Source organism: Nocardia seriolae NBRC 15557 (genome assembly GCF_007990715.1).
GTDB lineage: Bacteria > Actinomycetota > Actinomycetes > Mycobacteriales > Mycobacteriaceae > Nocardia > Nocardia seriolae.
The window spans coordinates 15039-29267 of the sequence record NZ_BJWY01000037.1 but is presented as its reverse complement, the minus strand read 5'-3'; the positions used below and the strand labels follow the sequence as shown (position 1 = coordinate 29267).

Genomic DNA, 14229 nt, shown 5'->3' with positions numbered 1-14229 from the left:
GAGTCCGGTTTCCCTCCGCGGGATGTTTTGCCCTCCCAAAGGTTTCCGTACCGTGGAATCATCCGACGACGAGGGAGTCTCGCGATGATGAGTCCACGGTATTGGGCACGCTGGGCGGTCGAGCAGGGCGGCGCACGGTGGTTCCTGCGGTTGCAGGCGCGGCGCGACAATCCGTTCGCGCGCCTGATCGCCACGGCGGAGGCGCTGCGGGATCCCTACCCGCAGATCGAGGCGCTGCGCGCGCGTGGCCGACTGGTGCACAGCACCTACTCGTCGGCGACCACCGACTACGAGATCATCCGGATGATGCTGCGCGACAGCCGATTCGGGGCATTCGGTCCCGACGGCATCGATATGCCGGAGTGGCTGCGCGCGCGGCTGAAGAAGGCGCAGACGCCACCCAATCCGGTGGAGCCGCCGTCCATGCTGATGATCGATCCGCCGGAGCACACGCGGCTGCGCAAGTCGGTGTCGGCGGCCTTCACCCCGCGGGCCATCGGCCGACTGCGCGATCGGGTGGAGTCGGTGACCGCCGAATTGCTGGACGCGCTGCCGCCGAACGGTTCCGCCGATCTGATCGCGAGCTTCGCCCCGCAGGTGCCGATCGCCATCATCGCCGAAATGCTGGGCTTCCCCCAGGACAAGCGCGACGAGTTCCTGGCCTGGGGTGACGCGGGCAGCCCGCTGCTGGATATCGGCATCTCCTGGCGGACCTGGCGCGACGCCTATCTCGCCATGGGGGTCATGGACGACTATCTGGACCGGCATCTGGCGCAGTTGCGGCGCGAGCCGGGCGAGGACATCCTCTCCAGCCTGGTCACCGCGGGCGATCTGGACGACCGGGAGTTGAAGGCCACCGCGAGCCTGCTCATGGGCGCGGGCTTCGAGACCACGGTCAATCTGATCGGCAACGGCATCGTCCAATTGCTCTCGCACCCGGAGCAATTGGCACGGCTGCGGGAGGATCCGGAGCTGTGGCCGCAGGCCGTGGACGAGATCCTGCGCTTCGATCCGCCGGTCACCATGACCGCGCGAATCGCCCTGTGCGACACCGAGATCGAGGGCACCAAACTACCGGCGGGCACCGTGGTGGTGATGTCGCTGGCGGGCGCGAACCGGGATCCGCGCAAGTTCGAGGACCCCAACCGGTTCGACATCACCCGGCCGAACGCCAAGGAGCACTTGACGTTCTCCAGCGGTATCCACACCTGTCTCGGTGCCAGCCTGGCCCGGATGGAGGGCGTCCACGCGCTGCGGTCGCTGTTCGACAACTTCCCCGATCTGGCCCTGGCCGGTGCGCCCGAACGCCGTCCGCTCTACACCCTGCACGGGTACGCGCACATGCCCGCGCGGCTCGGGCATCGGGCCACCGCGACCGTTCGATAGCGGCCGACGGTCAGTAGAAGCCGACGACGTCGTCGCCCCAGATGGAGTTGCGGTCCCGGTCCGGGTCGTCGACCATGCGGTCCACCGCGTCGATGACCAGGGTCGGCCGGGCGGCGGCGTCGTAGGGCCGCCAGTGCTTGGAGCCGTCGATGGCGGCCGGAACGCCGTAGCCCGCGAAGGCCAGCCACCGGCGCATCATGCGGCCCGAAACGTCCTGTGCCGCTTTGCGTCCGCCCAGCCAGAAGGTGGGGTCGTATTCGAAGGAGCCGAAATTGCCGAAGACATAGGGCAATTCGGTGGCGTGCCCCGCACCGACCCGGGCCGCCTTGAGCATCGGGGTGGCGTGGTCGAAGCGGTACATCCAGGTCGGCGAGTGCGCGGAGTGCGCGTCGGCGACCCAGTGCGAGGGCATGCGGAAGGCGGCGTCGGTGGACATGGTGAGCGCGCCGCGGGCCGTGGTCGCCTCGTAGGCCGCGGCGATCTCGGCCAGCCGCTCCGGCGACAGGCCCGGATGCTCGGCGGCCACCCCCCGCAGCATCTCGTTCACCGCGTCCGGGGTGACCGGCATGATGGGCGAGCGGAACAGCCGGAACAGCGACGCCTCGTCCCGGTTGGTGCCGATGATCAGCGGCACCCGATGCGAACGGCCCTGCTGGAAGCGCTCACTCGGGTAGGCGGGCAGCAGGTTGCCGTCCACCACCGGCGCGGCGGCCAGGCGGCCGGGTTCGCGCAGCGGCACCTCGTCGAGCAGGGTGCCCGCGGCGGCGATGATGCGCTCCACGGGCATGGTGAGCAGTTCGACCGCGCGATCGGGGGTGATTTCGAGCAGTTCCAGGTAGCGCTTGGCCACCAGCGCGGCCCGTTCGGGGCCGAAAACCGTGGTGGCGGGCGGGGATTGGGCGATGGCGCGGTGGAACAAGCCCGCCGACAACGGCGAGGTGAGCAGCGCGGTCACGCAGCCCGCGCCGGAGGATTCGCCGAAGACGGTGACATTGCCCGGGTCGCCGCCGAAGGCCGCGGCATTGTCGCGCACCCAGCGCAGGGCGGCGATCTGGTCGTGCAGGCCCAGATTCGGCACGAATTCGTCACCGAGCGAGGACAGGTCGAGGAAGCCCAGCGCACCCAGCCGGTAGTTGACTCCGACCACGATCACATCGCCGGTCTCGGCCAGCCGTTTGCCGTCGTAGATGGCCTGGGCTGCGGTGCCCAGGCAGAACGCGCCGCCGTGCAGCCACACCATGACCGGGCGGAGTTCGTCGCTCGGATCGGCGGGGGCCCAGACATTGAGCCACAGGCAGTCCTCGCCCATGCGCAGGCTGCCGTCGACGGGGACGAAGCCCGGCGATTGCGGCGCGACATCGCCGAAGTCGGTGCAGTCGCGGACGCCGGTCCAGGCCAGCGGGGGTTGCGGCGTGCGGAAGCGATTGGGGCCGCCGACGCTCGCGGCGTAGGGAATGCCGCGCCACACGGCGATCCGGCCGTCCAGCGATCCGGCAACCTCACCGGATCCGGTTTTCGCGACCGGCACGCCCGCGCGGCCGGACGGCGTGTCATTGCTTCCCGACGGTGTGTCGAAGAACCGAGTGCTCACACCAGACCTCCTCGTACTTCGTAAATCGAGGGTACCGACTGGAGCGCGCCCGGCCGCGGGATAGCGGACCGCGCGCCGCGCCACGTCGTTTAGGCTGTCGGCATGCCGAGTTACGCGTATCGGTGCCGTGACTGCGGCGATACCTTCGAACTGACCCGCCCGATGGCCGAGGCGTCCGCGCCCGCGGCGTGCCCGGCCGGGCATGCCGACACCGTGAAACTGCTCACCACCTTCGGGACGGTGACGCGCGGCGGGTCCTCGCCCTCGCCTGCTCCCGCGCCCGCCCCGTCGGGTGGCGGCTGCTGCGGGGGCGGCTGCTGCGGCTAATCAGCCGGTTCGGTGTCCTTCTTGTCCGCGTGCCCCAGCGACCTGCCGGGGGCCACGCGGTCGCGGACCCGTTGCTTGAGGATGGCGATGTCGGGAAATCCGCCGTCCGCCTTACGTTCCCAGATCTGCTCGCCGTCGACGGTGATGCGGAAGATCCCGCCCTCGCCGGGGATCAGTGCCACCGCCGACAGGTCGGTGCCGAAGGTGCTGAGCAACTCCTGGGCCATCCAGCTCGCACGCAGCAGCCAGCGGCACTGCGTGCAGTATTCGATCGCGACGCGGGACATGCCCGCGACCCTACCGCCGATCGCGTCATATCGCGCAATTCGACGCTCTTCGAACGCATTCAGCGAAATATCGGCAATTCCAGATTCACATTGCTGGCTACTTTTCGGCATTTCCTGAGGGGCCGTGCGGGCCCGAAATCTGTCGGTGCCCTCGGATACAACTTTTATCAACCGAGGAAGGGGGATGGATGACCACCGCTTGGACCGCCGATCACATCGGCTCGCTCGCACCGGACGCCGCGTCGCTGACCGCCGCCCGCAAGCTGCGCGGCAAGTGGAGCGGCACCGGAATTCACGACACCGCGCTGTGGGGACTGTGCCAGGGCAGCGGCAGCCGGCCGTATCAGACCATCGTGGATCTGTCGGGGCCCGCGTATAAATGCACCTGCCCAAGTCGCAAGTTTCCGTGCAAACACGCACTGTCACTGCTGTTGTCGTGGAGTGCGGGTGAGGTCGCCGAGGCGGCCGAGGTCGCGGATTTCGCGGCCGACTGGCTGGGCGGCCGTGCCGCCAAGGCCGCGAAGAAGGCCGCGCCCGAGGCCAAGCCCGCCCGCTCCGGAACGGCCACCGCCGACCAGCGCCGCGCCCGGGTGACCGCGGGCCTGGCCGACCTGGACACCTGGCTCACCGACCAGGTGCGCACCGGCCTCGCGCAGTCCGACCGCTCGATGCGCGCCTTCGAAACGGTGGCCGCCCGAATGGTCGACGCGCAGGCTCCTGGAATTGCTTCGACAATTCGCCAGTTACCGCTCGCCGCCACCCATTCCGAATGGCCTCGGTTATTGCTGCGCGAATACGCTCGCCTGCACCTGCTGGCCACCGCCCACGCCCGCCTCGACACGCTCTCCCCCGAGCTCCAGGCCAGCGTGCGCACCCACATCGGCTACCCCACCCCGGCGGAAACGGTCCGCACCGAGCCCGCCGTCCGCGACCACTGGCTGGTCCTGGGCGTCCGCACCACCACCGAGGACGGCCTCTACACCCGCCGAGTCTGGTTGCGCGCCCGCACCTCCGGCCGCTGGGCCCTGCTGGTGGACCACCACTACGGCAGCCCCGCCTTCCCGAACGACACCCCGGCCCCGGGCTTCCAGGTGGATGCCGACGTGCACTACTACCCCGGTGCGGCCGCCCTGCGCGCCCTCTGGGGCGAGCGCCACGGCACGCCGGAGCCCTTCACCACCATTCCGCTGCACAACTCCGCCGCCACCGGCGAGACCACGGGGATGCACGCCGACGAGCACTCGGCGAACGACCCGGGCAGAAGCTCCGGCGACGGCGAAAGCACGGACCTCGCCCGTCATTCCGGTGCGGAGGTGGCCGAGATCGCTTCTGGGACCGTGGATTCCGATGCAGAACAGGCCATGATGACCGGAGCGGATCGCGGTGGCGCAGCCCGGATGACGGGAGCAACCGCCGACGGGGCGACCGCGCGGCGGCCGGGCGGTATCGCGGACGCGCTGGCGGAGCAGGCTCGGGCACTGGGGGCCGACCCGTTTCTGCGGTCGTGGCCGGTGCTGCTCGCCGAGGTCGTTCCGGTTCGGGGCGAAAAGAACTGGTATGTAGTGGAATCCGGGGGTGGAGCGCTGCCGATATCGACCACCGAGGGCGAACCCTGGCGGTTGCTCGGGCTCTCGGGCGGATATCCGGTGACCGTGCTCGGCGAGTGGACCGTGGACGGCCTGGTGCCGGTCGCGGCGCTGGCCGCCGGGAGCATGGTCGACGTCGGTGTCGCGCAGGGGAATCCGATTCCATTGCGCGGCGGGGTCGAGGATGCCGGGAGCGGCGAGCTGGTTTCGACCGCGCTGGTCGGTACGGCTCGGCGAGGAGCCGATACCGGCGGGCTCACGGCGTCGGTTCGATCCGCCGCGGCCGGGCTGACCGGAGATGTGGCGGCAGTCCTCTTGGAATCCGTTGCGCTGCAAGATTGTTTCGCGCGTGGCGGGGTCAGCGCGGACCGGGCCGAGCGGAGCGAGGTCGCGTCCGATGACGAGCGGCCGTTGCTGCCCGCGGCGGCCGGGGCCCGGCTGTTCGACATGCTGGCCGACAATTCGGCGTTCCTGGAGGAGTGGTTCGCGCTGGTCGCGCCGCGGGATTTCCGGGCCGCCGACGGGCTGGTCAGTGTGCTGCTGGAGCGGGCGAAGGCGCTTGCGCCGCATCGGGAACCGCTGCTGCGGCTGGCGGGGGCGCGAGGTCGCTGGCTGGCCGCGCAGCATCCGGGCTGGCGTTCGCTGGTGCGGGCCGCGGCCGATGACGAGAGCGTGTGGTCGCACGGCCGGGCCGCCGAGCGGCGCGGGTGGCTCACCCAGTTGCGGCAGCGCGATCCGGCGGCCGCGCGGGAGGCGCTGGCCGGATCCTGGGGCAAGGAGTCCGGGCCGGGCAAGGCGGAATTGCTGGCCGTGCTGGCCGATGGGCTCTCGATCGACGATGAGGCGCTGCTGGAGATCGCGCTCGACGATCGGCGGGCCGAGGTGCGGCGGCTGGCCGCGGATCTGCTGGGGCAACTACCGGATTCGGCCTTCGCGGCACGAATGGCGGAGCGGGCCGGGGCCTGGCTGAGCTTCGGGCCGCGGCTGGTGCGGCCGCAGCTGGTCACCACCGGGCCGGGTGTGCTCGATGACGCGGCCCGGCGCGACGGGGTCGGAGATTCGTTCGGCTACACCGCCTATCGCGCCGACGGCGCGCCGGACCTGTCGACCGAATGGCTGCACCGGGTGGTCGCGGCCACGCCGCTGCGGCACTGGGAGCGGCTGCTCGGATCGCCGGAGGCGGCGGTGCATGCTTCCATGGCCAAGTCGGTGCGCGGTCCGATGTTCGCGGGCTGGACCGATGCCGTACTGGCGCAACGGAATCCGGAGTGGGCGGCGGCGCTGTTCGGCGCGGTCTCCGGAACGAATGCCCGCGACGCCGACACCGAGAAGCTGCGCGAGCTGTTCGCGCTGCAACCCGAGGGCGCACAGATCCGCCACCTGCGCGGCCTGGATTCCAGCTGGCTGGCGGAGATCGAATCGCTATTGCGCGCCATGCCGCATCCGTGGCCCGGGCAGCTGGCCGAGCATGTGCTGCGGCTGCTGCTGGAACGCGCGCAGCTCAGCGCGGACCGGCCGGGTGCGCCCAGCCTGGTGCCCGGCTCGTATCGGACGCTGTTCCGCGCGGCGTCCGCCCATTTCCCGACGCAGGTGGCCGCGACCGTGTCCGGCATTGCCCGCAAGTGCGGGGATCCCTACTGGGAGCAGGCTTTCGACCAGCTCGCCCACGACCTCATTGAACGCAAGACGATGCTCGAGGAGTTGCAGTGACCATGACTCAGGAACGGGACGCCCTGCTGCGCCCGCACGCCGAACAGGCCTTCGCCGACGAACTGAAGGCCCTGGCCGCCGCCGACGATCGGCCGCGTCCGCCCTCCTGGAAGCTGTCGCCGTGGTCGGTGGTCACCTACCTGCTGGGTGGCACGCTGGCCGACGGGACCGTCATCACGCCCAAGTACGTCGGGCCCCGGCGGCTGATGGAGGTCGCGGTCGCGACCCTCGCCACCGATCGCGCGCTGCTGCTCATCGGCGTCCCCGGTACCGCCAAAACGTGGGTGTCCGAACATCTTTCGGCGGCTGTCGCCGGGCATTCCACGCTGCTGGTGCAGGGCACTTCCGGCACCGCGGAGGAGGCCATCCGCTACGGCTGGAACTATGCCCGGCTGCTGGCCGAGGGGCCGAGCGAGGCCGCGCTGGTGCCCTCGCCCATCATGACGGCCATGCGCCTGGGCTCCATCGCCCGGCTCGAGGAGCTCACCCGCATTCCCTCGGATGTGCAGGACGCGCTGATCACGGTGCTGTCGGAGAAGACGCTGCCGGTGCCCGAGCTGGGCACGGAGGTGCAGGCGGCCAAGGGTTTCAATGTGATCGCCACCGCCAATGACCGCGACCGCGGCGTCAACGAGCTGTCCTCGGCCCTGCGGCGGCGCTTCAATACGGTGGTGCTGCCGCTGCCGGCGGGCGAGGACGAAGAGGTGTCCATCGTGACGCGGCGGGTCGAACAGCTCGGCACCGCACTGGAATTGCCCACCGTGCCCGCCGCGGCCGAGGAGATCCGGCGCGTGGTGCGGGTGTTCCGCGAGCTGCGCTCGGGCATGACCGAGGACGGGCGCACCAAGCTCAAGTCGCCGTCGGGCACGCTGTCCACGGCCGAGGCGATCTCGGTGATCACCAATGGCATCGCGCTGGCGGCACACTTCGGCGACGGGGTGCTGCGCCCGGCCGATATCGCCGGCGCGGTGCTGGGCGCGGTCATCAAGGATCCGGTCGCCGACCAGGTGGTGTGGACCGAATACCTGGAGGCCGTGGTGCGCCAGCGCAGCGAGTGGGCCGACTTCTACCGGGCCTGCCGCGAGGTGAACGGATGACCACGGCGATCGCGGTGTCGAACGGGGCCACGGTGTCGAACGAGACCGCCGGACCGGCCGAGACCCGGGTGTTCGGGATCCGCCATCACGGGCCGGGTTCGGCGCGGTCGCTGGCGCTGGCACTGGCGCGGTTCCGGCCCGACGCCATCCTGATCGAGGGACCTTCCGACGCGGATCCGCTGGTCGGATATCTTGCGGCCGAGGGGATGTCGCCGCCGGTCGCCCTGCTGGCCTACCAGCCGGATCAGCCCGCCAAGGCGGCGTTCTGGCCCTTCGCGACCTTCTCGCCCGAATGGGTGGCGCTGCGGTACGCGACGGAAAACGGTGTGTCCGTGGGGTTCTGCGATCTGCCCGCGGCGGTTGCGCTGGCCGTGGAGGACGAGCCGGGCGATCGGACCGACCCGTTGGGAATTCTGGCCTCGGCGGCGGGATACGACGACGCCGAGCGCTGGTGGGACGCGATCGTCGAATCCTCGTCGGACGCCGATATTTTCGCCGCCGTCAACGAGGCCATGGGTGCGCTGCGCGAGCACGCCGAGCACCTGGACGGCGGACACGCCGATCAGGAGTCCGATTCCGTTGTTCCGGTCGAGGGGTCCGGGACAGCGGAGGATGAGCTGGACGAGCTGGACGCGGCCTCGGCGCGGATCACGGTGGACGCGCACACGCTGCGGCGCGAGGCGCACATGCGGCAGGTCATGCGAAAGGCGTTGAAGGACGGTGCGACCCGGCTGGCCGTGGTGTGCGGTGCGTGGCACGCGCCCGCACTGGAAGGCAAGCTGGGTCCGGCGGTCGCCGATGCCCGGATCCTGAAGGGCCTGCCCAAGGTCAAAGCCACGCTCACCTGGGTGCCGTGGACGCATTCGCGGCTGGCGAGTTCGTCCGGCTACGGTGCGGGCGTCACCTCGCCGGGCTGGTATCACCACCTGTTCACCGAGACCGAGCAGCCGATCGCGCGCTGGCTCACCAAGGTGGCGGGCACGCTGCGCGCCCACGATCTGCCGGTGTCCAGCGCGCACATCATCGAATCCGTCCGGCTGGCAGACACTCTCGCGACCCTGCGCGGCCGTCCGCTGGCCGGGCTGTCGGAGGTCACCGAGGCCACCCGCGCGGTGCTGTGTGACGGGGACGAGACCATGCTTCGGCTGGTCAGCACCGAACTTGTGGTCGGCGAGGCGATGGGGACGGTGCCGGACGGGACGCCGACCGTGCCTCTGGAGGCCGATCTGCGGGCGCAGATCAAAACGCTGCGGTTGAAGCAGCAGGCCCTGGAGAAGACCCTCGACCTGGATCTGCGGACCGAAGGCGGGCTGGCGAGATCGCAGCTGCTGCACCGGCTTCGGCTGCTGGGCATCGGGTGGGGGAAGCTGACCGAGGGCCAGGTGCGCAATACCGGCACCTTCCGGGAGCCCTGGACGCTGCGCTGGCTGCCCGAACTCGCCATCTCGATCGTGGAGGCGTCGCGCTGGGGCACCACGCTGCGGTCGGCGGCCGAGGCGAAAGTCCTCGATACCGCGGCCGATCCGGACGCGACCGTCGGCAAGGTGGCTTCCGTGCTGGAGGAGGCGTTGCTCGCGGATCTGGGCGGAGCCACCGACGGGTTGATCGCGCGGCTGGAATCGGTTGCGGCACTGGATCACGACGTCACGCACCTGCTGTCCGCGCTACCCGGCCTGCTGCGCATCATGCGCTACGGCGACGTGCGCGGCACCGACAGCGCCGCCCTGACCCGGGTGGCGGACAGCCTGCTCGTGCGCGCCTGCGCCGGACTACCCGGCGCTGTCACCGGCCTGGACACCGACGCCGCCAACGCGCTGCGCGTCCAGATCGACGCCGTACACCTGGCGCTCGCGGCCCGAGACAACGAATGGGCCACCGGCACTTGGCTGTCCACCCTGGAGACGCTGGCCGACCGCGACGATGTCAACGGCGGCATCGTCGGGCGCGCCGTCCGCCTGCTCTGCGATGCCGAGCGCATCGATTCCGAGGAATCCGGTCGTCGGCTATCGGCGGCCCTGTCGGTCGGCCGCACGGCCCCCGACAAGGCGTCCTGGATCGACGGCTTCCTGGGCGGTCGCGGCCTGCTGCTGGTGCACGACCGAAACATGCTGGCACTCATCGACAACTGGCTGTGCGGCCTCGACGAGGCGCAGTTCGTGGCGACACTCCCGCTGCTGCGCCGGACCTTCGGCGCGTTCGAATCCGGTGAGCGCCAGGCCATCGGCCAGGCGGTCCGCCACGGCGCGCCATCGGGTCCGGCCGCGGGCGGCGCCGACTACGACCCCGCCCGCGGCCTGCTCGCCATGCGGGCGGCCGCCGAGATCCTCGGAGTGGCGGGATGACTCGGGATCGCGGCGGGCGAACTCGGGTCCGACACGGCGGCGCGCGCGGGAAGCGCGCTGCCGAATCGAAGGCGGCGCAGGGTTTCTCGCCGCTCAGGGCGGGATACGACTGGAACGGTTCGAGGGGAATGTCATGAGCGAGATCGACGAGGCACAGGCCCGGCGCTGGCGGCTGGTGCTCGGCAGCGCGGGCGAACCCGGGCTCGGCGGTGGCGGGCTCGGCAATGCCGACGATCAGGCCATGGATCGGGCGCTGGGGGCGCTCTACGACTCCGGCGGGCCGGGCGGGAGCGGGCGGCGCTCGGGCGGGCTCGGCGGTTCCGCGCCGCAGGTGTCGCGCTGGCTGGGTGATATCCGGCGGTACTTCCCGTCGACCGTGGTCGAGGTGATGCAGCGGGACGCGGTGGATCGGCTGAATCTCACCGAATTGCTGCTCGAGCCGGAGCTTTTGGAGGCGGTCGAGCCGGATGTGCATCTGGTCGGCACACTGCTGAGCCTGAACCGGGTGATGCCGGAGACCACCAAGGCCACCGCGCGCATGGTGGTGGAGAAGGTGGTCAAGGAGATCGAGCGGCGGATCGCGGCGCAGACGGTGGCGGCGGTCGGCGGCGCGTTGAATCGGGCGGCGCGGGTGTCACGGCCCAAACTGCGGGATATCGACTGGGACCGGACCATTCGCAAGAATCTGGCGAATCACCTGCCGGAGTATCGGACCGTGGTGCCCGAGCGGCTGGTGGGGTACGGGCGCAAGGCGCAGGCGGTCAAGCGGGATGTGGTGCTGGCCATCGACCAGTCGGGTTCCATGGCGTCGAGCGTGGTTTACGCCTCGGTGTTCGGGGCGGTGCTGGCGTCCATGCGGTCGCTGCGCACCTCGCTGGTGGTGTTCGATACGGCCGTGGTCGATTTGACCGAGAAGCTGTCGGATCCGGTGGAGGTGCTGTTCGGGACGCAACTGGGTGGCGGCACCGATATCAATCGGGCCATCGCGTACTCGCAGTCGCTCATCACCCGGCCCGCGGACTCGCTGTTCGTGCTGATATCGGACCTGTACGAGGGCGGGGTGCGCGCGGAGATGTTGCGGCGCATCCGGTCCATGAAGGAGGCGGGGGTTCAGGTGGTGGTGCTGCTGGCGCTGTCGGACGACGGGGCCCCGGCCTACGATCGCGACAATGCGGCGGCATTGACCGCACTCGGCGTGCCCGCGTTCGCCTGCACGCCGGACCGCTTTCCCGACCTGCTGGCGGTGGCGCTGGACCGCGGTGACGTGCAGGCTTGGGCGCATCGCAACGCGGGCTGACGCCAACTCGGCGACAATTGAGCAGCATGGGACGCTGATAGGCTGCCAGCGGATTTCATCTCGCGACAGATTTGTTTTCGGGAAGCGGGTGCTGAACTTTGCGCTCTGGTGATGTGTTCGCCGGCTACGTCATCGAACGCGAGCTCGGCCGCGGCGGTATGGGCTCGGTGTATTTGGCCAAGCACCCGCGGCTGCCTCGGATGACCGCCTTGAAGCTGCTCAATCAGGAGATGTTCGCCGACGACGAGATTCGCGCCCGCTTCATCCGCGAGGCCGATCTCGTCGCCCGGCTCGACCACCCGAATATCGTCACCGTCTACGACCGCGGCGACGAGGGCGAACAGCTGTGGATCTCCATGCAGTTCATCGACGGCGTCAACGCCTCCTCGATCAGCCCCGGCGCGCTGCCCCCGCTGCGCGCCGCCCAGATCATCACCGAAACCGCCAAGGCCCTCGACTACGCTCACGGCCTGGGCGTCCTGCACCGCGACGTCAAACCCGCCAATATCCTGCTGGCCCGCTCCTCCTCCAAAACCGGCGCCGGCGAACGCGTCTACCTCACCGATTTCGGCATCGCCCGCCTCCGCGACGACACCGGCCACCTCACCCAAACCGGCACGGTGACCGCCACCCTCGCCTACGCCTCCCCCCGAACAACTCACCGGAGCCCCCTCGACGGCCGCTCCGACCAATACTCCCTGGCCTGCACCCTCTTCCAACTCCTCACCGGCGCAGTCCCCTTCGAGGGCACCCGCCCCGCCGCCGTGATCCGCGGCCACCTCCAGCAACCGCCACCGCTGGCCAGCCCCCGCCGTGCGGCCCTCCCCCCGGCCATCGACGCCGTCCTCGCCAAGGCCCTCTCCAAACGCCCCGCCGACCGCTACCGGCTCCTGCGTCGAATTCGCGACAGCCGCCGAACGAGCCCTCCAGGCTCCCCGCACCCCCACCCCACCGCGCCCACCCACTCCCGCGCACCCCCAGCCGGTCGTCGCCCCACGCCCGCCGACGCCGGTGCGCCCCCAGCCGGTAATCCAACAACCCCCGAACCCCACCCCGTCCACCGCGCGCCCACTGGTGGGTCCCGCCTACACCAACCAGGGCCCGTCCTACCCCGTCCCGCCCACCTCGGCCCCTTCCTACCCCAACCAGCCGATCCAGAACCAACCCGTCTCAACCCCCGCCTACCCGAATCAGCCCACCCCCCAACCCTTCACAAACCAAACCCCCACCTACAACCAGCCCCCGTCCTACCCATCCCGACCCCCCACCTACACACCCCCGAAAAAGAACTCCAACACCACAGCCTGGCTGATCGCCGCCATCGTCACGGTCCTGGTAATCGTCATCATCGTGATCGCGGTAATCATCAAGAGCAGCAAATCCAAGGCAGACGCCCCCCAGCCCCCCGACACCATCGTCACCTCGGCCTACCTGCCCCCCGAAACCCCGATCAGCGACAACCCATTCCGCCTGCCCCTCTGATTCACAGGCCGGAATCGAACACCCCCGCCCGAACCCCAGCCAAAAACACATCCCACTCCACCCCGGAGACCCCGATGATCGGCTGCGCGGCAGGATCGTTCGCAGAATCCCGCAAATACTTGCTGTCGCGAATCAGCACGGCCTCGTCAGCGAGCAGAACCTCGACACAGTTGCCGCCACCGCCGTCTCCGCTGCGACTGCTCTTCCGCCATTCAGACTCGTACTTCATGACACCCAGCATAAGCACGTGCGTTTCAATCTCAACGGCGCTGCTCGCGCAGGACAGCGGCGGAATCGTCCGGGCTCAGGGCAACCTCGCGGAGGCGATCGAAGGCCGCTGTGAATCGTTGGATTCCATCTGCTTCCACGTAGATGACGCCCGCTGGCGTTTCGACACAGGCCAGCGTCGGATACGGATCGGGCAGGTCGAAGATCTTGAAGGATCCGTCGGGAGCCGCGTGCGCGCCGATCGCCTCGGGTAGTAGACGGACCGTGACATTCGACCGGTCAGCCATATTCGCAAGGTGCGCAAGCTGTTCGGCGTGAACCTCGGCTCCGCCGATCTGACGGCGCAGGATCGATTGATCCAGGATGACAGTAAGGCGAACGGGCCTCGGTCGAGTGAGCACCTGCTGGCGAATCATCCTGACCTCGAGCCAGCGATCGACCTGCGCGTCATCGGAGTCCGGGTCAACGGCGCGGATCACAGCCTCGGCATAGGCCGGTGTCTGCAGGAGACCGGGCACCACAACCACGTTGAAGGACTTGATCTCCGCGGCCCGCGCCTCGAGCCACGCGTAATCCACGATCGAAGGGTCGATGTCCTGGGCATAACCCTCCCACCAACCCTTTCGCCACACTTCGAGGCTCAACTTCTGAAGCGCCTCACGCACACGTCCGTCTGCTACGCCGTAGAGCGTCAACAGCTCCCGCACATCGTCCTCGCGCGGCGGATACAGCCCGGCCTCGAATCTGCTGACCGTCGAGGAGTCCCGCTTCAGGTACGCCGCAGCTTCCTTCAAGGTCATGCCAGCTTCGTCCCGATAGCGGCGGAGCTGCTGCCCGAGCCATTGTGACCGAAGGGTCGGTCCTGTTTTCCCCGCCATCTCACACCCTCCACCGCG

General features: G+C 69.7%; 11 protein-coding genes and 1 pseudogene. 8 read left to right on the top strand and 4 right to left on the bottom strand.

All coding sequences use genetic code 11. The features are described 5' to 3' along the window. Nucleotides 1-87 precede the first annotated feature (87 nt). Complete coding sequence (locus tag NS2_RS14080) at nucleotides 88-1386, top strand: cytochrome P450 (protein ID WP_033089251.1); 1299 nt, start codon at nucleotides 88-90, stop codon at nucleotides 1384-1386. A gap of 10 nt (nucleotides 1387-1396) precedes the next feature. Here the strand turns inward: NS2_RS14080 and NS2_RS14075 are convergent, their stop codons facing one another. Beyond that, on the bottom strand, nucleotides 1397-2914 hold the full coding sequence (locus NS2_RS14075; RefSeq protein WP_033089252.1) for a carboxylesterase/lipase family protein: 1518 nt from the start codon (nucleotides 2912-2914) through the stop codon (nucleotides 1397-1399). Nucleotides 2915-3079: 165 nt separating this feature from the next. On the opposite strand from NS2_RS14075, the gene NS2_RS14070 reads away from it, so the two are divergent. Beyond that, on the top strand, nucleotides 3080-3304 hold the full coding sequence (locus NS2_RS14070; protein WP_033089237.1) for an FmdB family zinc ribbon protein: 225 nt from the start codon (nucleotides 3080-3082) through the stop codon (nucleotides 3302-3304). Here the strand turns inward: NS2_RS14070 and NS2_RS14065 are convergent. Further along, the gene (locus NS2_RS14065) at nucleotides 3301-3591 is read right to left on the bottom strand and encodes an Rdx family protein (RefSeq protein WP_033089238.1); all 291 of its coding nucleotides are present in this window, start codon (nucleotides 3589-3591) and stop codon (nucleotides 3301-3303) included. The two genes, NS2_RS14070 and NS2_RS14065, sit on opposite strands and share 4 nt — an antisense overlap. A gap of 188 nt (nucleotides 3592-3779) precedes the next feature. On the opposite strand from NS2_RS14065, the gene NS2_RS36790 reads away from it, so the two are divergent. The 6 genes and pseudogenes from NS2_RS36790 (at nucleotide 3780) to NS2_RS37450 (ending at nucleotide 13105) form a co-directional block, all read left to right on the top strand. Further along, nucleotides 3780-6887, top strand: a complete 3108-nt coding sequence (locus tag NS2_RS36790; protein WP_036546790.1) for an SWIM zinc finger family protein — start codon at nucleotides 3780-3782, stop codon at nucleotides 6885-6887. 2 nt (nucleotides 6888-6889) lie between these two features. Continuing rightward, nucleotides 6890-7984, top strand: a complete 1095-nt coding sequence (locus tag NS2_RS14055; RefSeq protein ID WP_033089240.1) for an ATP-binding protein — start codon at nucleotides 6890-6892, stop codon at nucleotides 7982-7984. Further along, entirely contained in the window at nucleotides 7981-10326 is a 2346-nt protein-coding gene (locus tag NS2_RS14050; RefSeq protein WP_052086702.1) for a DUF5682 family protein, read from the top strand. The genes NS2_RS14055 and NS2_RS14050 overlap by 4 nt, the downstream gene beginning before the upstream one ends. Before the next feature lie 133 nt (nucleotides 10327-10459). Next, nucleotides 10460-11623 (top strand): VWA domain-containing protein, encoded by a 1164-nt coding sequence (locus NS2_RS14045; RefSeq protein ID WP_033089241.1) that lies wholly within the window; start codon nucleotides 10460-10462, stop codon nucleotides 11621-11623. Between the two features lie 158 nt (nucleotides 11624-11781). Continuing rightward, a pseudogene (locus tag NS2_RS37455) lies at nucleotides 11782-12450 on the top strand (serine/threonine-protein kinase); the annotation flags it as partial. Between the two features lie 184 nt (nucleotides 12451-12634). Next, a complete protein-coding gene (locus NS2_RS37450) occupies nucleotides 12635-13105 on the top strand; it encodes a hypothetical protein (RefSeq protein ID WP_230464151.1) in 471 nt (156 codons plus the stop codon). 1 nt (nucleotide 13106) lies between these two features. On the opposite strand, the gene NS2_RS14035 is transcribed toward NS2_RS37450, so the two are convergent. Both NS2_RS14035 and NS2_RS14030 read right to left on the bottom strand, forming a co-directional pair. Beyond that, nucleotides 13107-13334, bottom strand: coding sequence for a DUF397 domain-containing protein (locus NS2_RS14035; RefSeq protein ID WP_033090922.1), 228 nt, complete (start codon nucleotides 13332-13334; stop codon nucleotides 13107-13109). A gap of 31 nt (nucleotides 13335-13365) precedes the next feature. Further along, nucleotides 13366-14211 carry a helix-turn-helix domain-containing protein gene (locus tag NS2_RS14030; RefSeq protein ID WP_033090919.1) on the bottom strand — a complete coding sequence of 282 codons (846 nt, stop codon included), beginning with the start codon at nucleotides 14209-14211 and terminating at the stop codon, nucleotides 13366-13368. Nucleotides 14212-14229: the final 18 nt, after the last annotated feature.

Bases quoted from the DNA above. Each gene is read 5' to 3' on its own strand.
- NS2_RS36790 (WP_036546790.1), top strand. From the start codon at position 3,780: ATGACCACCGCTTGGACCGCCGATCACATCGGCTCGCTCGCACCGGAC.
- NS2_RS14080 (WP_033089251.1), top strand. From the start codon at position 88: ATGAGTCCACGGTATTGGGCACGCTGGGCGGTCGAGCAGGGCGGCGCA.
- NS2_RS14065 (WP_033089238.1), bottom strand. From the start codon at position 3,591: ATGTCCCGCGTCGCGATCGAATACTGCACGCAGTGCCGCTGGCTGCTG.
- NS2_RS14055 (WP_033089240.1), top strand. From the start codon at position 6,890: ATGACTCAGGAACGGGACGCCCTGCTGCGCCCGCACGCCGAACAGGCC.
- NS2_RS14050 (WP_052086702.1), top strand. From the start codon at position 7,981: ATGACCACGGCGATCGCGGTGTCGAACGGGGCCACGGTGTCGAACGAG.
- NS2_RS14070 (WP_033089237.1), top strand. From the start codon at position 3,080: ATGCCGAGTTACGCGTATCGGTGCCGTGACTGCGGCGATACCTTCGAA.
- NS2_RS14030 (WP_033090919.1), bottom strand. From the start codon at position 14,211: ATGGCGGGGAAAACAGGACCGACCCTTCGGTCACAATGGCTCGGGCAG.
- NS2_RS14045 (WP_033089241.1), top strand. From the start codon at position 10,460: ATGAGCGAGATCGACGAGGCACAGGCCCGGCGCTGGCGGCTGGTGCTC.
- NS2_RS14035 (WP_033090922.1), bottom strand. From the start codon at position 13,334: ATGAAGTACGAGTCTGAATGGCGGAAGAGCAGTCGCAGCGGAGACGGC.